Origin of the sequence: Bacillus sp. DX3.1 (assembly GCF_030292155.1) — a bacterium.
In the GTDB taxonomy this organism is placed as follows: Bacteria; Bacillota; Bacilli; order Bacillales; family Bacillaceae_G; genus Bacillus_A.
Genome location: NZ_CP128153.1, coordinates 149,717 through 169,385, shown reverse-complemented (window position 1 = coordinate 169,385; position 19,669 = coordinate 149,717). Strand labels below are relative to the sequence as shown.

11 protein-coding genes, 9 tRNA genes, 3 rRNA genes and 2 pseudogenes are annotated in these 19,669 nt (G+C 40.9%); 2 read left to right on the top strand and 23 right to left on the bottom strand.

Translation table 11 applies throughout. The features are described from left to right. Nucleotides 1-69: 69 nt before the first annotated feature. From QRE67_RS00975 to QRE67_RS00875, 22 genes and pseudogenes are all read right to left on the bottom strand, one after another. Nucleotides 70-2,085: a S9 family peptidase gene (locus QRE67_RS00975; RefSeq protein WP_286123145.1), complete on the bottom strand. Its 2,016-nt coding sequence runs from the start codon at nt 2,083-2,085 to the stop codon at nt 70-72. A gap of 21 nt (nt 2,086-2,106) precedes the next feature. Further along, on the bottom strand, nt 2,107-2,784 hold the full coding sequence (locus QRE67_RS00970; protein WP_286123144.1) for a TnsA endonuclease N-terminal domain-containing protein: 678 nt from the start codon (nt 2,782-2,784) through the stop codon (nt 2,107-2,109). A 112-nt stretch (nt 2,785-2,896) separates the two neighbouring features. Further along, nucleotides 2,897-4,699: a glutamine--fructose-6-phosphate transaminase (isomerizing) gene (glmS, locus tag QRE67_RS00965; RefSeq protein ID WP_286123143.1), complete on the bottom strand. Its 1,803-nt coding sequence runs from the start codon at nt 4,697-4,699 to the stop codon at nt 2,897-2,899. Nucleotides 4,700-4,711: 12 nt separating this feature from the next. After that, nucleotides 4,712-4,891, bottom strand: a pseudogene (locus QRE67_RS28795) (hypothetical protein). Between the two features lie 285 nt (nt 4,892-5,176). Next, on the bottom strand, nt 5,177-6,523 hold the full coding sequence (gene glmM / locus QRE67_RS00960) for a phosphoglucosamine mutase (RefSeq protein ID WP_286123142.1): 1,347 nt from the start codon (nt 6,521-6,523) through the stop codon (nt 5,177-5,179). Then, a complete protein-coding gene (locus tag QRE67_RS00955) occupies nt 6,516-7,943 on the bottom strand; it encodes a CdaR family protein (protein WP_286123141.1) in 1,428 nt (475 codons plus the stop codon). Before QRE67_RS00955 ends, glmM begins: the two co-directional genes overlap by 8 nt. Next, entirely contained in the window at nt 7,936-8,757 is an 822-nt protein-coding gene (gene cdaA / locus QRE67_RS00950; protein ID WP_286123140.1) for a diadenylate cyclase CdaA, read from the bottom strand. The genes QRE67_RS00955 and cdaA overlap by 8 nt, the downstream gene beginning before the upstream one ends. A gap of 405 nt (nt 8,758-9,162) precedes the next feature. Then, the gene (gene rocF / locus QRE67_RS00945; protein WP_286123139.1) at nt 9,163-10,056 is read right to left on the bottom strand and encodes an arginase; all 894 of its coding nucleotides are present in this window, start codon (nt 10,054-10,056) and stop codon (nt 9,163-9,165) included. 348 nt (nt 10,057-10,404) lie between these two features. After that, nucleotides 10,405-10,673 (bottom strand): annotated as a pseudogene (locus QRE67_RS00940) (glycerate kinase); the annotation flags it as partial. 153 nt (nt 10,674-10,826) lie between these two features. Further along, nucleotides 10,827-10,899 (bottom strand) — tRNA-Ala (locus QRE67_RS00935). A 9-nt stretch (nt 10,900-10,908) separates the two neighbouring features. Beyond that, nucleotides 10,909-10,980, bottom strand: a tRNA-Gly gene (locus QRE67_RS00930). 5 nt (nt 10,981-10,985) lie between these two features. After that, a tRNA-Lys gene (locus QRE67_RS00925) sits at nt 10,986-11,061 on the bottom strand. A gap of 5 nt (nt 11,062-11,066) precedes the next feature. Further along, a tRNA-Gln gene (locus QRE67_RS00920) sits at nt 11,067-11,141 on the bottom strand. Nucleotides 11,142-11,206: 65 nt separating this feature from the next. After that, nucleotides 11,207-11,290: transfer RNA gene (locus QRE67_RS00915), tRNA-Tyr, on the bottom strand. 22 nt (nt 11,291-11,312) lie between these two features. Next, nucleotides 11,313-11,388: transfer RNA gene (locus QRE67_RS00910), tRNA-Val, on the bottom strand. Between the two features lie 5 nt (nt 11,389-11,393). Further along, nucleotides 11,394-11,468 (bottom strand) — tRNA-Glu (locus tag QRE67_RS00905). A gap of 23 nt (nt 11,469-11,491) precedes the next feature. Further along, nucleotides 11,492-11,564: transfer RNA gene (locus QRE67_RS00900), tRNA-Thr, on the bottom strand. A 4-nt stretch (nt 11,565-11,568) separates the two neighbouring features. Next, nucleotides 11,569-11,643, bottom strand: a tRNA-Asn gene (locus tag QRE67_RS00895). A gap of 9 nt (nt 11,644-11,652) precedes the next feature. Next, nucleotides 11,653-11,768, bottom strand: a 5S ribosomal RNA gene (rrf, locus tag QRE67_RS00890). 51 nt (nt 11,769-11,819) lie between these two features. After that, a 23S ribosomal RNA gene (locus QRE67_RS00885) occupies nt 11,820-14,741 on the bottom strand. 142 nt (nt 14,742-14,883) lie between these two features. Then, nucleotides 14,884-16,435 (bottom strand): 16S ribosomal RNA (locus QRE67_RS00880). Together the 16S, 23S and 5S rRNA genes with 9 tRNA genes alongside form the textbook arrangement of a ribosomal RNA operon. 224 nt (nt 16,436-16,659) lie before the next feature. Further along, complete coding sequence (locus tag QRE67_RS00875; RefSeq protein WP_286123138.1) at nt 16,660-16,878, bottom strand: hypothetical protein; 219 nt, start codon at nt 16,876-16,878, stop codon at nt 16,660-16,662. Between the two features lie 309 nt (nt 16,879-17,187). Between QRE67_RS00875 and pdaB the strand changes: the two genes are divergently transcribed. Then, a complete protein-coding gene (pdaB, locus tag QRE67_RS00870; RefSeq protein WP_286123137.1) occupies nt 17,188-17,952 on the top strand; it encodes a polysaccharide deacetylase family sporulation protein PdaB in 765 nt (254 codons plus the stop codon). Nucleotides 17,953-18,141: 189 nt separating this feature from the next. On the opposite strand, the gene QRE67_RS00865 is transcribed toward pdaB, so the two are convergent. Beyond that, nucleotides 18,142-18,756, bottom strand: coding sequence for a KinB-signaling pathway activation protein (locus tag QRE67_RS00865; protein ID WP_286123136.1), 615 nt, complete (start codon nt 18,754-18,756; stop codon nt 18,142-18,144). Between the two features lie 138 nt (nt 18,757-18,894). Between QRE67_RS00865 and gerD the strand changes: the two genes are divergently transcribed. After that, nucleotides 18,895-19,512, top strand: coding sequence for a spore germination lipoprotein GerD (gerD, locus tag QRE67_RS00860; protein ID WP_286123135.1), 618 nt, complete (start codon nt 18,895-18,897; stop codon nt 19,510-19,512). Nucleotides 19,513-19,669: the final 157 nt, after the last annotated feature.

Here is a 19,669-nt window from a genome sequence, read left to right as displayed (position 1 = left end):
GGCTAAATAAGAAAAAAAAGCTTCCTTATGAAGACTGTTTCATCCTTATGTATCCTGTGAGGATATCCATTATAAAACCCTAAAATCTTTCATACTTTCTCCAAGAATATAGTGTGAAAACCACATCAAATTCTGCTTCATAATAGCTACATTAATTCCTGGCTGGTCAGAACTATATGCCATTCCTTTAAATATAATTAATTCTGTATCAACTTCCATATCCCTTAATCCTTGATATAGCTCATATGCATTTGGAGTTGGAACTCTTGCATCCTTTTCGCCATGTTGGATTAAGGTGGGAGTACAGGCTGATTTAATATATATCATTGGTGATGTTTTAGTATATATCTCTGGATCATTCCATGGATTATTTCCTAAATACATCCTAATGAAGTAAGGTATATCTGTATTTACATAATGGGTACTCCAATTAGTAATTCCACCTCCAACTGAAATAGCTTTAAATCTACTACTAAATGTAGAACAGAAAGCTGATATATATCCCCCGTTGCTCCATCCCATAACCCCTACTCTATCTTTATCTGCAATCCCTTTGTCAACTAGTTTATCCACTCCAGATATAACATCATCGTAGTTAGCAATTCCCAGTTTTCTATAGTTTGCTTTTAAGAATTCATTACCATAACCAGAACTTCCCCTGTAGTTTGGTTCTAAAACTATAAAGCCTTTTTCGATAAACTGTTCAATAGGATATTTCTCATTAAAACAGTCTGAAAATATTGGAAAGGATGCCCAAGCCGGACCACCATGGATTACCACTAATAAGGGATATTTTTTATTTGCGTCAAACTCTACTGGGGTTGATAAAACACCCTCTATTTCAAGACCATCACTACTTTGCCATGAGATTATTTCCCTGTTACTTTTAAGCTTTCCTTTGAAAAAGCTATTTTCATTCGTTATTTTTTTATCGTCTAAATAGATTTCAAAGGTTTCATTTGTTATAGCCTTATTATAGGATATATGATTTCCATCCCTTGTTATAGAAGCATCTATTATAAAGCTATCTACTTTTTCACTTAACATTTCCACAGTGCCATCCTCAGATAGCAACCCAATAAGATAATTAGTTTTATTCTGCCATCTAATTAAAATTCCTTTAGCTGTCCACCGTAATGGAATAACCGTACTATCAAAATCTGTTAAAGGTTGAATTAGCTCTCCATTATTAATATCATATATCTCTAATGTACTGTCTTGTATATGGGTCTTATAGTAATCCTTCTCCCTTATGCTTGCTGAGTAACATATTTTGCTGCCTTCAGGAGAAAAGCAAACGCTCCCTCCCAACAACTTATCTATATTCATCTTTTGTAGCTCTCCAGCTTTAATATCTAGTATGTATAGATCTCCATTAATATAATCTCCCATATTTGGGCTTGGTGTAGCCATAAATACAACCTTTTTCCCATCATTTGAAATATCAAATTCATGGATATGAAAATCCTTCCCATCAGTTAGTTGATAAACAACGCTATTTTCGTGTTCTTCTTTATCCTTACCAGCACTGTCAGAATTTTCCAGGTGTTCATATTTATCATTTTGTATCACTTTTTCTATTTCAATGTAATATAAACAATTATTCTGGTATTCCTTCCCTATATGATGGAAATTTCCATATAGTTCCTTACGTTTCTTTATCACCTCAGATTCTTTTGACTGTGCAACATAATAAAAACCCTTGCCAGTAGACTCCCATTTGAATTTACTGACCCCTTCTTTCTCATCAGTAATTTGAACCCCACTATAACCATCTATTGACTTAACAAAGATCTGATTTTTCTTATTATCCCCATCACCAACTGGGCTAAGGTATGCGATATCCCTAGAATCTGGAGACCATAATGGGTATGTACTATCTATATCCCTAGTTGTTAATGGGTAACTCTGCCCCTTATCTTTTTCATATATCCATACATGATTCCTATATTTATTGTCTTTCCAGTTAGCTGTCTTCTTGACAAATGCTACGTTTTTGCCATCATCACTTATGTTTGTACCTGATAAGGTTGGTAATGAAATAATCTCTTCTATACTTAGATATGTTTTTTCATTCATTTTCATTAATAAACCCCCTCGTAATGTCTAGTAATCTAATTTGTTCAATAAAACCTCTGCCCTATGCTGAACCCCTTTAGAACTGTGTTTAGCTTTCACCACTGTAATACCTTGACCTTCAATGCTTTTCAATGACTTACTTGTCCAAGTTTCACTATCATTCACAAGATTTATAAGCAGTCGATCATAAATAGTTTTCCATTCACGAATTTCAAACGATGATAATATTAACATCGACAAAGAGCGATTTTCCCGTTCAATTTCAAACTTCTCTAACACACGTTCTTCTAATAGCTTATCTTTCATTTTGATAGTATGAGCGACTTCAAATATACCTTGTCCTTTATCAACTGTTAATAAAAAGTCCGTTGTCATAACAATTGGATCGCCTGTTTTTGGATCAGCTGGGTGTTTAATCCCAAGCTCTTCAGCAATGACAATCGTCTCTTCTTGTGGTAATAAAGAAAATTGTTCACGAATATCTAAAATAACATCAGAAAATTCAGTTAAATAAAAGTAGTTCCGTTCCAAATCCGATAAAAACTCATGTTGTCTGGCGGTCTTTATACCTTTTAATCTTGTTGACCGCCCTAATGAGGAAACATCTTGAATTTTAAGCCAAGGCTGATAATCTGCCCCACTACCCGTTCCTCTACCCTCTTTAATCCACTTATCGATTTGAGATGTTCTTTTTCTTTTCGACACAAAAACACCCCTTTAGATAATCATATCCAAAGGGGTAAAGCTTCGCAACTTTTTTATAAACATCGCGACTTTATTTTAAATCTACACAAATATATATTAAACTACTAACCTATTACTCAACTGTAACAGATTTAGCCAAATTACGTGGTTTATCTACATCACACTCACGGTGAAGAGCTGCGTAGTATGCAATTAGTTGTAATGGAATAACTGCTACAAGTGGTGCTAGTGCTTGGTGCACAGCTGGTAAGATAAAGCTGTCGCCTTCCATTTCTAAACCTTTCATTGCGATAATGCATGGGTTTGCTCCGCGTGCTGCTACTTCTTTTACGTTACCGCGAATTCCAAGGTTTACGTGCTCTTGCGTAGCAAGTGCGATAACTGGTGTACCTTTTTCGATTAACGCGATTGTACCGTGTTTTAATTCTCCTCCGGCAAAGCCTTCCGCTTGGATGTAAGAGATTTCTTTTAATTTTAATGCCCCTTCTAATCCTACGTAGAAGTCTGCGCTACGTCCGATGAAGAAACAGTTGCGTGTTGTTGCTAAAAATTCTTTTGCAAGTGCATCCATTTCGTCTTTTTGATCACAAAGTACTTCCATCGCATTTGCTACAAGACCAAGCTCGTGTGTTAAGTCGAAATCAATTTTCACACCTTTTACCTTGGCAATATCCGCTGCCAGGATTGAAAGAACTGCAAGTTGTGCTGTGTACGCCTTTGTAGAAGCAACCGCAATTTCAGGTCCAGCATATAACGGTAATGTATAGTCGGCTTCACGAGAAAGTGTAGAGCCTGGTGCATTCGTAATTGTTAATGCTTTATAACCCATTTCATTTGTCTGCACAAGTACAGCGCGGCTATCTGCTGTTTCACCACTTTGTGAGATGTAAATGAAGAATGGCTTTTCTGTTAATAATGGCATGTTATAAGAAAATTCGCTTGCTACGTGTACCTCTACAGGTACTTTCGCAAATCCTTCGATAAATTGCTTTCCAACAAGACCAGCATGGTAGCTTGTTCCGCACGCTATAATATAAACGCGGTCGCTATCTAAAATTGCACTGCGAATATCTTCATCTAATTCAATTTCACCATTATCATTTTGATACTTTTGAATAATATTACGGATTACAAGTGGTTGCTCATCAATTTCTTTTAGCATGAAATGAGGATATGTTCCCTTTTCAATATCACTTGCGTCTAATTCCGCTATAAACGGTGCACGATCAATCGTCTCACCTTGTAAGTTTTTAATTGTAATACTTTCTTTTGTTACGATCACCATTTCTTTATCCATTAACTCGATAAATTGATCTGTAACTTGTAACATTGCCATTGCATCGCTTGCAACAACGTTAAAGTTGTTACCAACACCTACTAATAGCGGGCTTTTGTTTTTAGCAACATAAATCATGTTTGGAGTTTCAGCATCAAGTAATGCTAACGCATAAGAACCATGTAAAATTGTTAACGTTTGACGGAATGCATCTTCTACACTTAATCCTGTGTTGACTTGCTGTTCCATAAGCTGAACGATAACTTCTGTATCTGTTTCACTTACAAACGTCACATCTTGCAAATATTCTTTTTTCACTAATTCATAGTTTTCAATTACTCCGTTATGAACAAGTGTAAAGCGTTGTGATGTACTTTGATGTGGGTGCGCGTTTGTTTTGCTTGGAACACCATGTGTAGCCCAGCGTGTGTGACCGATTCCTACACTTGCAGCTACGTCTGCGTCTACAATTTCACGAAGTTTTGCAATACGACCTTTTTCTTTGTATACAACAACACCGTTCTCGGCTTGTACTGCAATCCCCGCTGAGTCATATCCGCGGTATTCTAGCTTTTCTAACCCTTTTAATAAAATTTCCTTTGCATCTTGCTCTCCAATAAATCCTACGATTCCACACATGTTTAGTCGCCGCTACAAATGCTTACATTGCTCTGCGAACATGTAACGACATAGTCCGATCCCATTATTTACATATAAAAAACGGATTACATATTGCTAGCCCTGTAAGTTTGTAACGGCTTTCACCTTCCTCTCGATTGGTTTCAGTCCGTATACTTATACAGCTAGTGTTATCCGTTCTTTTTCCCTCATCACACTTTCACCTTTGTCCATTGAGTCACCTCAATGCTTTAAGCAAAAGCTTTCGGTTGTGATGAACAACCGGGAGTCATCCGCCGAAATCTCGATAAAACTCCTCCTCGTCAACTACGTATCATGTAGTTCTGGCGCTTTCATATTTCATATATTATTTTGAGAAAAAGAACAAGACCATCTTATAACAAACGCCATAAACCGTCAATGAAAAATTTTCATTGTATATACAATATATGTAAAAAAGGCACGAAATGTACCCCTTTTACATATAAAAACAACAAATTATTCAGCTCCAACTTCTGCTTTCACAACTTCTACAATGCGGTGTACATATCCATCACAAATCTCTTGTGTTGGTGCTTCTGCCATTACACGAATAAGTGGCTCTGTTCCAGATGGACGAACAAGAATACGACCGTCTCCGTTCATCTCTTTTTCTACCACACGAATGATTTCTTGAATTTTTTCGTTTTCTAATGCTAATTTTTTATCTGTTACACGAACATTTACCAATAATTGCGGGAATTTTGTCATTTCACTTGCAAGCTCAGATAATGATTTTTTCGTCATTTTCATAATATTTACAAGTTGAAGTGCACTTAACATTCCGTCACCAGTTGTAATGTAATCTAGTAAAATAATGTGACCAGATTGTTCACCACCTAGGTTATAACCGCCGCGTTTCATTTCCTCCATTACGTAGCGATCTCCAACAGCTGTTTTGTCGCTTGTAATACCGTTTGCTTCAAGTGCTTTGTAGAATCCTAAGTTACTCATAACAGTTGAAACAACTGTATTGTGTTTTAGCTGGCCAGTTTCTTTCATGTACTTCGCACAAATGTACATAATTTGATCGCCATCAACAATGTTTCCTTTTTCATCTACTGCGATTAGACGATCTCCATCTCCATCAAAAGCAAGTCCAATATCTGCGCCTTTTTCTTTTACTAATTCTGCTAATACTTCTGGATGTGTAGAACCAACACCATCGTTAATATTCATACCGTTTGGTGATGTTCCCATTGTAGAAATATCCGCTTCTAAATCTGCAAATAAATACGGTGCTAAAGAAGATGTTGCACCGTGTGCACAATCTAATGCAATATGTAAACCAGAGAAGTCTTCTTCTACAGTTTGTTTAATGTATTGTAAGTATTTTTGTCCACCTTCGAAGTAGTCATTCACTTGGCCAAGATCTGTTCCAGTTGGACGTGGTAATTCATCTACTTCTTTATCTAATAAAGCTTCAATTTCTGCTTCTTGCTCATCAGTTAATTTAAATCCATCTGAACCGAAAAATTTAATTCCGTTATCTTGTACTGGGTTATGAGATGCTGAAATCATAACACCTGCTTGTGCATCTAAAGCCTTTGTTAAATAGGCAACCCCAGGAGTTGAAATAACGCCAAGGCGCATAACTTCCGCCCCAGTCGATAATAGTCCTGCTACTAGAGCACCTTCTAACATATGACCAGATACACGTGTATCACGACCAATAATAACTTTCGGACGATCGGTATCTTTTGTTAATACATAACCCCCAAAGCGACCAATTTTAAAAGCTAATTCCGGTGTTAATTCCTTATTTGCGACACCACGTACACCATCAGTACCAAAATATTTACCCATTACGATTCGCTCCTTCTTCTTGCTCATTGTCATTTTTGTTTTCTGCTTTGTTCTCTTGATCTTGACCTTGATCTTGACCTTGATTTTGATCGTTCTCTTTATCTTTCTGTGGATCTTGCTGCTCTGGCTTACCTTGTACTTCTTGATCTGGCTTTTCTTTCTTTACAAGCTCTACCTTCGCATTCTTTTCTTTTACCTCTATTGAAACATTGTTCGGACCACTAAATTGGATTGGAAGATCATGTGTTCCTGAAGCTACATTTTGTAGATTAATTGACGCCTTTATTTGTGCTGCTGTTATTTTATCTACTATACTTGCCTCTCCTGAAACATCAACACTTACCTTTCCACCTTGAGGAGAAAGAAATTGTAAAGTGAATTCATCTGATAAACCATTTGTTTGTATGGAAATCCCGTCAATCGTCTTATGCTTTGTCTGCTCTTGCTTTTGCACTTCAACTGTCACCTTCACTTGACTCGGATTTACCTTTGTTACACCCTTCGGTAATAAAACAGAGGCATCGAATGTTGTAGACTCTGTAATTTTACTGAGATCTACTTCGACGCCCTCTAAGGACTTTATATTGTCCAAAACTTCTTTTGGACCTGATATTGTTACTTCATTTGGTTCTAAATGAATGTTTTTAACAACTACTCCATCTGACAAGCTACCTTTTTTTACATATGCTAACGGTACAGTTTTTTCGACATTGTTTGTCGCAGTTTGATTTGGAACAGAAATTGTAACACTCACTTTAGATGGAATCGTTTGTAAATCTAGTCTTCTTCCATCTTCATCATACAGCACAATTTCCGCTTCTTTTGTTACTGTTTTGTTTATACCTTTTAAATCCACATATGCTCGAACAAGAGAAATCTGTGCCAATTCCTCTTCTGTACCAACAACCTCAACTGTGTTTGGTTTGACAGTGGGTTTCTCAACCATGCTACCGCCCTGCATTTGATTTTCATTTGAATATTTTACTTCTACAGGAAACGACTTTTTCGCTTTACTTTGAATGGTAACCTTGATTTTTGCTGGCTGCACCGTTGCTTTTAAATTATTTTCCATCCCGCTATATTTCAAAGGAACCTCGTATGTTCCTGGAGAATACCCACGTAAATCGGCAGATACTCCAAATTCACGCTTTGTCTTCACTGCAGTAATCACATTCTTCGGGCCTTCTAATTTTATTTTTACGTATTTCGGTATACCACTTACAATGTATTTGTCTTCATCATAATTCAACGTTACTGCAACATCAGATATTGTTTCTGTTATATCACCTGTTGGGAAAGGAGATGAATTTGCATTCCCAACTGTATTTTTTTCTGTTAAATTTGTTGACATGTAAAGCATTAACGCCAATAGTAATGAGATTCCTTTTAAAAACCAGTGGTTCTCCATTAACTTATCCATGACGCTTCCTCCTCCAGTTCCATAAAGATGAAGAAGTTGTCTTAACGTTTCCGCTGAATTCTACCATAAGCATTTCCTTTAATTGTTCCACTTTTAAATCACGATGTAATTCTCCGTTTTTCGTTAAAGAAATCTGACCCGTTTCTTCTGATACAACAACTGTAATACTATCTGTTACTTCACTAACTCCCATTGCTGCTCTGTGACGCGTTCCTAACTCTTTCGATATAAACGGGCTTTCTGATAATGGTAAATAGCAAGCTGCTGCTTTAATCGTATTCCCTTGCATAATAACCGCCCCGTCATGAAGTGGTGTATTTGGGATAAAGATATTAATAAGCAGCTCTGATGACACATTTGCATTTAAGGGAATTCCTGTTTCGACATAATCGCCCATCCCAGTCTCTCTAGATAATGTAATCAGTGCACCGATGCGTCGTTTACCCATATATTCTGTTGCTTTTGCTACAGCGTTTGCAACCGTTTCATGTTCATCTTCTTCCTGACCAATCCCACGTGAGAATAAGCTTCCTCTTCCTAATTGCTCCAGTGCTCGTCTTAGCTCTGGTTGGAAAATGATAATAATCGCCAAAAAGCCCCACGTTAATGCTTGATCCGTCAGCCACTGCAATGTATGCAGTTCAAATAAATAACTTAAAATACGAACGATAATAATAACTGTAATCCCTTTCAAAAGTTGAACAGCTTTTGTACCTCGGACTACAAGAATTAGCTTATATATAACAAACCACACAACGGCGATATCTAATATCGTACTGAGATATTTTAAAAAGTTCATATCTCCAAAAGGCATGCTAACCCTTCCTCCTACTTATGAGCAAATTTATCTATATATTGAAATACTAGTTTTATGCTCCACCTATATATATTTACAACAACTAGTTAATTATACCATACATGAAAGAAACGACAATTACAAACGACGTTTCTCCTTTAACATAAAGTGAAACTTTAATCGGTTGGTTTTTTCATTCCCCACCGATCACTAGTTGAACCAATCGGGCTTTTACGGGTAGTTTATCTCCCACCTAACTTCTTCGCTTCCTGCCGAACTTTGAGGTAGGGGGTATTACCGCCCACAAATAGCGTGATAAATTGGTAAGATGTCGAACCTTTATTATGAAGTGGTATAATCTAATTCATTATTATACACTTATTGTAAAATAAAAAAAGTAGCATTTCAGCTACTTTTTTTACATTATTTTAACTTTTCACCAAATAAAGAACCCATTAAGGCTACTGCTGTCGTTGCTGTTCTATTTTTCTCATCTAAAATCGGATTTACTTCTACAAACTCAGCGGATGTAATAATACCTGCCTCTGCAAGCATTTCCATCGCTAAATGACTTTCTCGATACGATAATCCCCCAGTTACAGGTGTCCCAACTCCTGGAGCATCATGTGGATCAAGTCCATCTAAATCTAGTGACAAGTGAACACCATCTGTATGCGATAAATACGCAATCGTTTCTTCCATAACAGCAGTCATACCCATGCGATCAATTTCATGCATTGTAAATACTTTAATGCCTTCATTTCGAATAAAGTCTTTTTCTCCTTCATCTAGTGCACGCGCCCCAATAATAACAACATTCTCCTTCTTCACTTTCGGATACGCCTCATATAAATTCACTAACGAAGAATGGCCATAACCTAAACTTGCCGCAAGTGACATCCCATGGATATTTCCAGATGGTGATGTTTCTTCTGTATTCAAATCACCATGTGCATCATACCAAATGACACCTAAATTTTTATAATGCCTTGTTACTCCTGCAAGCGTTCCAATTGCAATACTATGATCGCCTCCTAATACAAGTGGAAAACGATTTTTCTCTATAATATTATCAACCTTAGTTGCCAACTCATCACACACTTTTGCAACTTGTTTTAGGTTTCTTAACTTTGTATTTTCATCTATCTCTTCTTCCCTCTCGATACATAAATCCCCTATATCTTCAATGTCATATCCTATTTGTTGGATTCTTTCAATTACTCCTGCATAACGAATCGCACTTGGTCCCATATCAACCCCGCGGCGCATTTGTCCTAAATCCATCGGAACTCCAACAATCGAAATTTCTTTCTTCATAGATAGTCTCCCCCTTTTATGCCTTCACTAAATATTTTAAATCTTTTATATAGTCTGACTCAACTCGACATTTTTTTGTATGTATATACAATTTATTCACTTATATTTATATAAAAACTCCTATTTCAAAGCTACTTTATGTATAAATCGAAAATACCACCATGAAAACAAAAAGCGTCTCTTTATTTAGAGACGCTTTTTTGATGCTAATTTCCATACCGCTGCAACATTTCGTGCAGTCATTTCAATATTTTCTTTTTCCATTATATATGCTTCTTCCAATGTCACGGGACTGGATACAGCACTAAATACAGCATCTATTCCCTCTTTATAGATTGGAACGTGCTATAATCCCGATGCTGCAGCCATTTCAATAAAAGCGGTTTTTAAAACCCCTCTACAGGCTCTCCAAGGAGCCCTGTTACATGAACTGTAATCATATCCCCATCTGTAGCATCTACAAGGGCTTGTACCGTTCCTTCCCCTCCATCTGCGATTGGAATCTTTACACACTCTGCCTGTGGGAAAATAGCCGAAAATCCTTTTTCAACCGCGTTACATACCTCTAATGCCCCTAAGCTTTCTTTATAAGAGTCAGACGCTATGACAATCTTCATCCCCATTGATCATTAGCCCGCACCAATTGGGCTTTTACGGGCAGAGTTTATCCCCTACCGAACTTTGAGGTAGGAGGATTACTGTACGCAAATAGCGGGATAAACAAAAAACCTTACATCCAAAATGAATGTAAGGTTTTTTCCTATTTATAATGGAGCCTAGCGGGATCGAACCGCTGACCTCCTGCGTGCAAGGCAGGCGCTCTCCCAGCTGAGCTAAGGCCCCAAAATGAAAAGCGGAAGACGGGATTCGAACCCGCGACCCCAACCTTGGCAAGGTTGTATTCTACCACTGAACTACTTCCGCAAAAATGGTGAGCCATGAAGGATTCGAACCTTCGACCCTCTGATTAAAAGTCAGATGCTCTACCAACTGAGCTAATGGCTCGTAAATGGCTGGGCTAGCTGGATTCGAACCAGCGCATGACGGAGTCAAAGTCCGTTGCCTTACCGCTTGGCTATAGCCCATTAATATTTACTAGTATGCTTGTCTCACCAAAAAAATAAACCTCTATAAGGTTATTTTTGAAAAATGGTGGAGGGGGGCAGATTCGAACTGCCGAACCCGAAGGAGCGGATTTACAGTCCGCCGCGTTTAGCCACTTCGCTACCCCTCCGACATTATAACTTAAACAAATATGGTGGAGGATGACGGGATCGAACCGCCGACCCCCTGCTTGTAAGGCAGGTGCTCTCCCAGCTGAGCTAATCCTCCAAAAGTGGTGACCCGTACGGGATTCGAACCCGTGTTACCGCCGTGAAAGGGCGGTGTCTTAACCACTTGACCAACGGGCCAAAAATTTGTAATACTGTGCGCAAGCTTCCAACCGGGCTTGAACCGGTGACCTCTTCCTTACCATGGAAGTGCTCTACCAGCTGAGCTATGGAAGCATATTGGCTCCGCAGGTAGGACTCGAACCTACGACCGATCGGTTAACAGCCGATAGCTCTACCACTGAGCTACTGCGGAATAATACAAGCCTGGCAACGTCCTACTCTCACAGGGACAAGGTCCCAACTACCATCGGCGCTAGAGAGCTTAACTTCCGTGTTCGGTATGGGAACGGGTGTGACCTCTCTGCCATCATTACCAGACTTATGAAGGTATATTCCTTCAAAACTAGATAACATAAGCGTTCATATTATATGGTTAAGTCCTCGATCTATTAGTATTCGTCAGCTCCACATGTCACCATGCTTCCACCTCGAACCTATCAACCTGATCATCTTTCAGGGATCTTACTAGCTTACGCTATGGGAAATCTCATCTTGAGGGGGGCTTCATGCTTAGATGCTTTCAGCACTTATCCCTTCCGCACATAGCTACCCAGCTATGCCCTTGGCAGAACAACTGGTACACCAGCGGTGCGTCCATCCCGGTCCTCTCGTACTAAGGACAGCTCCTCTCAAATTTCCTGCGCCCACGACGGATAGGGACCGAACTGTCTCACGACGTTCTGAACCCAGCTCGCGTACCGCTTTAATGGGCGAACAGCCCAACCCTTGGGACCGACTACAGCCCCAGGATGCGATGAGCCGACATCGAGGTGCCAAACCTCCCCGTCGATGTGGACTCTTGGGGGAGATAAGCCTGTTATCCCCGGGGTAGCTTTTATCCGTTGAGCGATGGCCCTTCCATGCGGAACCACCGGATCACTAAGCCCGACTTTCGTCCCTGCTCGACTTGTAGGTCTCGCAGTCAAGCTCCCTTATGCCTTTGCACTCTACGAATGATTTCCAACCATTCTGAGGGAACCTTTGGGCGCCTCCGTTACACTTTAGGAGGCGACCGCCCCAGTCAAACTGCCCACCTGACACTGTCTCCCGGGTCGATGAGACCCGTAGGTTAGAATTTCAATACAGTCAGGGCGGTATCCCACCAGCGCCTCCACCGAAGCTAGCGCTCCGGTTTCAATGGCTCCCGCCTATCCTGTACAAACTGTACCAAAATTCAATATCAGGCTACAGTAAAGCTCCACGGGGTCTTTCCGTCCTGTCGCGGGTAACCTGCATCTTCACAGGTACTATAATTTCACCGAGTCTCTGGTTGAGACAGTGCCCAAATCGTTACACCTTTCGTGCGGGTCGGAACTTACCCGACAAGGAATTTCGCTACCTTAGGACCGTTATAGTTACGGCCGCCGTTTACTGGGGCTTCAGTTCAGAGCTTCGCTTGCGCTAACCCCTCTCCTTAACCTTCCAGCACCGGGCAGGTGTCAGCCCCTATACTTCGCCTTACGGCTTCGCAGAGACCTGTGTTTTTGCTAAACAGTCGCTTGGGCCTATTCACTGCGGCTTTCCGTTAAGAAAGCACCCCTTCTCCCGAAGTTACGGGGTCATTTTGCCGAGTTCCTTAACCAGAGTTCTCTCGCACACCTTAGGATTCTCTCCTCGCCTACCTGTGTCGGTTTGCGGTACAGGCACCTTTTATCTCGCTAGAAGCTTTTCTTGGCAGCGGGGAATCAAAGACTTCGCTCCATAAGGAGCTTCCCCATCACAGCTCAGCCTTCACGATAAGCGGATTTGCCTACTTATCAGCCTAACTGCTTGGACGTGCACAACCAATCGCACGCTTCTTCTATCCTTCTGCGTCCCTCCATTGCTCAAACGATAAAGAGGTGGTACAGGAATATCAACCTGTTGTCCATCGCCTACGCCTGTCGGCCTCGGCTTAGGTCCTGACTAACCCTGAGCGGACGAGCCTTCCTCAGGAAACCTTAGGCATTCGGTGGACGGGATTCTCACCCGTCTTTCGCTACTCATACCGGCATTCTCACTTCTAAGCGCTCCACCAGTCCTTACGGTCTGACTTCACTGCCCTTAGAACGCTCCCCTACCACTGATACCATAGGTATCAATCCGCAGCTTCGGTGGTGTATTTAGCCCCGGTACATTTTCGGCGCAGAGTCACTCGACTAGTGAGCTATTACGCACTCTTTAAATGGTGGCTGCTTCTAAGCCAACATCCTAGTTGTCTAAGCAACTCCACATCCTTTTCCACTTAATACACACTTTGGGACCTTAGCTGGCGGTCTGGGCTGTTTCCCTTTTGACTACGGATCTTATCACTCGCAGTCTGACTCCTAAGGATAAGTCATTGGCATTCGGAGTTTGACTGAATTCGGTAATCCGATGAGGACCCCTAGTTCAATCAGTGCTCTACCTCCAAGACTCTTACACTTAAGGCTAGCCCTAAAGCTATTTCGGGGAGAACCAGCTATCTCCAGGTTCGATTGGAATTTCTCCGCTACCCACACCTCATCCCCGCACTTTTCAACGTGCGTGGGTTCGGGCCTCCATTCAGTGTTACCTGAACTTCACCCTGGACATGGGTAGATCACCTGGTTTCGGGTCTACGACCACGTACTAAACGCCCTATTCAGACTCGCTTTCGCTACGGCTCCGCCTCTTCAGCTTAACCTCGCACGGGATCGTAACTCGCCGGTTCATTCTACAAAAGGCACGCCATCACCCATTAACGGGCTCTGACTATTTGTAGGCACACGGTTTCAGGATCTCTTTCACTCCCCTTCCGGGGTGCTTTTCACCTTTCCCTCACGGTACTGGTTCACTATCGATCACTAGGTAGTATTTAGCCTTGGGAGATGGTCCTCCCAGATTCCGACGGAATTTCACGTGTTCCGCCGTACTCAGGATACATTCAAGAGGGAACGAAGTTTCGACTACAGGGTTGTTACCTTCTATGACGAGCCTTTCCAGGCTGCTTCGTCTACCCCGTTCCTTTGTAACTCCGTATAGAATGTCCTACAACCCCAAGAGGCAAGCCTCTTGGTTTGGGCTAGATTCCGTTTCGCTCGCCGCTACTCAGGAAATCGCATTTGCTTTCTCTTCCTCCAGGTACTTAGATGTTTCAGTTCCCTGGGTCTGTCTTCCATACCCTATGTATTCAGGTAAGGATACCATACCATTACGTATAGTGGGTTTCCCCATTCGGAAATCTTCGGATCAAAGCTTACTTACAGCTCCCCGAAGCATATCGGCGTTAGTCCCGTCCTTCATCGACTCCTAGTGTCAAGGCATCCACCGTGCGCCCTTTCTAACTTAACCAAAATTAATTAAAAAAATATGAGCTACACTGTTATCTAGTTTTCAAAGAACATACATTTCGAGAGATTTAGTTCTCTCAAAACTGAACGAAACGAAACAAGTCAACGTATATTGATGAACTGCGTTCATCAATTCTCCATAGAAAGGAGGTGATCCAGCCGCACCTTCCGATACGGCTACCTTGTTACGACTTCACCCCAATCATCTGTCCCACCTTAGGCGGCTGGCTCCATAAAGGTTACCCCACCGACTTCGGGTGTTACAAACTCTCGTGGTGTGACGGGCGGTGTGTACAAGGCCCGGGAACGTATTCACCGCGGCATGCTGATCCGCGATTACTAGCGATTCCAGCTTCATGTAGGCGAGTTGCAGCCTACAATCCGAACTGAGAACGGTTTTATGAGATTAGCTCCACCTCGCGGTCTTGCAGCTCTTTGTACCGTCCATTGTAGCACGTGTGTAGCCCAGGTCATAAGGGGCATGATGATTTGACGTCATCCCCACCTTCCTCCGGTTTGTCACCGGCAGTCACCTTAGAGTGCCCAACTAAATGCTGGCAACTAAGATCAAGGGTTGCGCTCGTTGCGGGACTTAACCCAACATCTCACGACACGAGCTGACGACAACCATGCACCACCTGTCACTTTGCCCCCGAAGGGGAAGCCCTATCTCTAGGGTTTTCAAAGGATGTCAAGACCTGGTAAGGTTCTTCGCGTTGCTTCGAATTAAACCACATGCTCCACCGCTTGTGCGGGCCCCCGTCAATTCCTTTGAGTTTCAGCCTTGCGGCCGTACTCCCCAGGCGGAGTGCTTAATGCGTTAACTTCAGCACTAAAGGGCGGAAACCCTCTAACACTTAGCACTCATCGTTTACGGCGTGGACTACCAGGGTATCTAATCCTGTTTGCTCCCCACGCTTTCGCGCCTCAGTGTCAGTTACAGACCAGAAAGTCGCCTTCGCCACTGGTGTTCCTCCATATCTCTACGCATTTCACCGCTACACATGGAATTCCACTTTCCTCTTCTGCACTCAAGTCTCCCAGTTTCCAATGACCCTCCACGGTTGAGCCGTGGGCTTTCACATCAGACTTAAGAAACCACCTGCGCGCGCTTTACGCCCAATAATTCCGGATAACGCTTGCCACCTACGTATTACCGCGGCTGCTGGCACGTAGTTAGCCGTGGCTTTCTGGTTAGGTACCGTCAAGGTGCCAGCTTATTCAACTAGCACTTGTTCTTCCCTAACAACAGAGTTTTACGACCCGAAAGCCTTCATCACTCACGCGGCGTTGCTCCGTCAGACTTTCGTCCATTGCGGAAGATTCCCTACTGCTGCCTCCCGTAGGAGTCTGGGCCGTGTCTCAGTCCCAGTGTGGCCGATCACCCTCTCAGGTCGGCTACGCATCGTTGCCTTGGTGAGCCGTTACCTCACCAACTAGCTAATGCGACGCAGGTCCATCTACAAGTGACAGCCGAAGCCGCCTTTCAATTTCGCACCATGCAGTGCAAAATGTTATCCGGTATTAGCCCCGGTTTCCCGGAGTTATCCCAGTCTTGTAGGCAGGTTACCCACGTGTTACTCACCCGTCCGCCGCTAACTTCATAAGAGCAAGCTCTTAATCCATTCGCTCGACTTGCATGTATTAGGCACGCCGCCAGCGTTCATCCTGAGCCAGGATCAAACTCTCCAATAAAGTTAGTTTGTCTAGCATCATAAAAATAAAAATTGACGTTGCACGTTGTTTGTTTCGTTCAGTTTTCAAAGAACTTGTTTGCCGCTCATTTGCGACTTCCTTATGTTAACATCTCAGTTATTCAATGTCAAATAAGTTTTTCATTTTGTTTTTTCGCTTTCTGCCGTTTCGCATCAGCGACGGTTATTAATTTACCATATACTAAATGCTATAGTCAATACTTTTTAATAAAAAATTCTTTTTCTCACATAACGTATACATTCTTCCGCATTTGCTACTCTTCGAAACAAACAAAAGATAATTTTATAACGTTCTTCCATCGTCTTCTTCACAACCTCATGTATACGTTCATCCGCAAAATCAAATAAAAGTTCCTCTAGTTCCCTTTTCAATATATACTCTATTTCTTTTTGTTCTTCTTTTGTAATCATAATTCCGATCAATTGATCACCTCAGCTATTACTTGTATGTACGAAATAAAGTGATACTTTTATCAGTATTGGGGCTATAATCTCTCAATCCATTCGCGAGGCATCATTCACCAGACAATTGAAATCACCTAAACAGCTACTTTCTCCTGCAAATCAACTTTTGACTATAAACTCACCAAAACTGTAAAAAACACACATTCCTGATATTTGCACTTTATCGTTCATTTTATCCATTTCTTACGATATTAATCGCTCAGTTCTCTTTTCCTCTTTTCATGCATATAAGTAACTGAAAAGGATTGGACAAAGGGGCGGAACATTATGTTTTTCTTTTTTATAACGAGTAAACGTAAATTTAAGCACATCAGTTTAATTATTGTACTTTCCTTATTTACTGCTTGGCTTCTCTTCTTAAAAACATATTCTCATCAATCTGCTTTTTCCACTGCTACTGGTCCAAAAGTTATTTACAAAGGCGATACAGCCAAAAAACAAGTTTCGTTAACATTTGATATTAGTTGGGGGGATAAAAGAGCTATTCCTATACTTGAAACTTTACAAGAAAAACAAATTAAAAACGCAACTTTCTTCCTCTCCGCTGCATGGGCAGAGCGGCACCCTGATATTGTTGAGCGTATTATGAAAGATGGTCATGAAATTGGTAGTATGGGCTATAACTATAAAGATTACACTTCTTTAGAAGCAACTGAGATACGGAGGGACCTTTTACGCGCACAAGATGTATTCACAAAGCTTGGTGTAAAGCAAGTCAAGCTCTTGCGTCCTCCTAGTGGGAACTTTAATAAAACTGTTCTAAAAGTAGCTGAACCTCTTGGATATACAGTTGTACACTGGAGCAACAATTCAAACGACTGGAAAAACCCTGGTGTAGATAAAATCGTAACAACTGTCGCTAACAATTTACGAGGCGGGGATATCATTTTACTGCATGCTTCCGATTCAGCACTACAAACAGATGAAGCACTACCGCTGCTCCTACAGAAATTAAAAGGAGATGGCTATGAACATGTATCTGTATCACAGCTTATTTCGAATACAAACGCGAAAAGTGAAGATATTAAATAAGACTTTCCATTAGAGCGAGATAAAGCGAAACTTTAATCAGTGGGGGTTCTTCATCCCCCACCTATCTTCTTTGGTTTCCTTAGAATCTTGAGGTGGGGTATTACTGCCCACGAATAGCGGGATAAAACAAAGGGTACAACACTTTCATACGAAAAGTGTTGTACCCTTTTATTCTCCATTCCTATTCCATCAACTCGTCGATTCACTTTTTTGTCCCACTAAACGATGCAATACAAGTAACTGGTACGCATTGCATAATAGTAACGGTATAACCATTAAATATAACCAATCTGTATCATTGATACGGAGCGCGGGTACCCATTCAAGAATTGTTACAACAACCATAAAGAACAAAGCCGGCACAAACGCCTTTCTATTTGTTTCTTTACTCTTTATATAAGCCACAATTGTCCCAAATACAAACAACACCCCAGCTACAAGAATGTTATTTCCAAGCGATGCGTTCCCATTTGCAATGAGCACAGATCTTAAATACACAAAATCAAATAGCACGAACGCAATGAAAAAGAGCTGCACTGCGTTCCAAAGAGAGGATGACCGAAACATCCCTAACCCGAAACGATGAATTGTTAAATAAGCAAAAAAGCCCATTTGACTTATGACACTAAAAATGAAACCTACACCAAGTAACCAAAATGAAATCATCAAAATTTCCTTACCGTCGAAATTTTGAAAAAATTTATCGTACTTGTCCCATCCTAAAACAAAACCAATAAAGATTGTACTACTTCCCCCAAGAAACAACGTCGTTAAAAATAGTCGTACCCATTTTCGGCTATTCACAACATATCCCCCATTATTTATATATTTCTACTTAAATTGTAACAATGACAATTTCAAAAAGCTAGCCATGAACATGTATAAATTCCTTGAAGATATTTATATTAAAAAAGAGAACTGTTTTGAAAGGAGCTCCAGCTAATGAAACGGATGCTGCTCATTTTGTTTTTTTCCATCCTTCCTATTACACTTGTAGCATGCGCACAAGGAGAAGAAGCGAAACCTGAGTTAGATTACGATCAGACAAAGAAAATGATTGTCGATATTTTAAAGACCGATCAAGGAAAAAAAGCGATTCAAGATGTATTAACAGACGAAAAAATGAAACAAGCACTCATATTGGATGCAAATGTAGTGAAAAAAACAATTGAAGATGCAATGGCATCTGAAAAGGGGCAACAATTTTGGGAAAAATTATTTAAAGACCCTGAGTTTGCAGCAAAGTTTGCAAAAAGTATGGGCAAAGAACAAACAAACTTAATGAAAACCTTATTAAAAGACCCTGAATACCAAGCTGGCGTTATAGAAATTATGAAAAATCCTGAAGTAGAAAAAATGATGCTGCAAACGATGAAAAGTAAAGAATACCGTCAATATTTACAACAAGTATTAACAGAAGCCGCTGAAAGTCCACTCTTCCAAGCTAAAATGATTGATATTATTAGTAAAGGTATTAAAAAAGCTGAAAAAGGTGGTGGAGCTGAGAAAAAAGAAGCAGGCGGTGGCGGCTCGCAAGAAGGAGGTAAAGAACAGAAATAAATTGAAACTCCCATTTGTATACGCTTCATCTCATCCAAGAATTAGACCTTTACACATAAAGTGAAATTTTAATCAGCAGAAGTTTTCTTCATTCCCCGCTGATTATCAGCCCTGGCCCATCGGGATAAAGATTCCCACCTCTCCATATAGAGGTGGG

Excerpts from the sequence above, each read along its gene's own strand:
- QRE67_RS00975 (WP_286123145.1), bottom strand. The coding sequence starts at position 2,085 with ATGAAAATGAATGAAAAAACATATCTAAGTATAGAAGAGATTATTTCA.
- glmS (WP_286123143.1), bottom strand. The coding sequence starts at position 4,699 with ATGTGTGGAATCGTAGGATTTATTGGAGAGCAAGATGCAAAGGAAATT.
- glmM (WP_286123142.1), bottom strand. The coding sequence starts at position 6,523 with ATGGGTAAATATTTTGGTACTGATGGTGTACGTGGTGTCGCAAATAAG.
- QRE67_RS00955 (WP_286123141.1), bottom strand. The coding sequence starts at position 7,943 with ATGGATAAGTTAATGGAGAACCACTGGTTTTTAAAAGGAATCTCATTA.
- cdaA (WP_286123140.1), bottom strand. The coding sequence starts at position 8,757 with ATGCCTTTTGGAGATATGAACTTTTTAAAATATCTCAGTACGATATTA.
- rocF (WP_286123139.1), bottom strand. The coding sequence starts at position 10,056 with ATGAAGAAAGAAATTTCGATTGTTGGAGTTCCGATGGATTTAGGACAA.
- pdaB (WP_286123137.1), top strand. The coding sequence starts at position 17,188 with ATGTTTTTCTTTTTTATAACGAGTAAACGTAAATTTAAGCACATCAGT.
- gerD (WP_286123135.1), top strand. The coding sequence starts at position 18,895 with ATGAAACGGATGCTGCTCATTTTGTTTTTTTCCATCCTTCCTATTACA.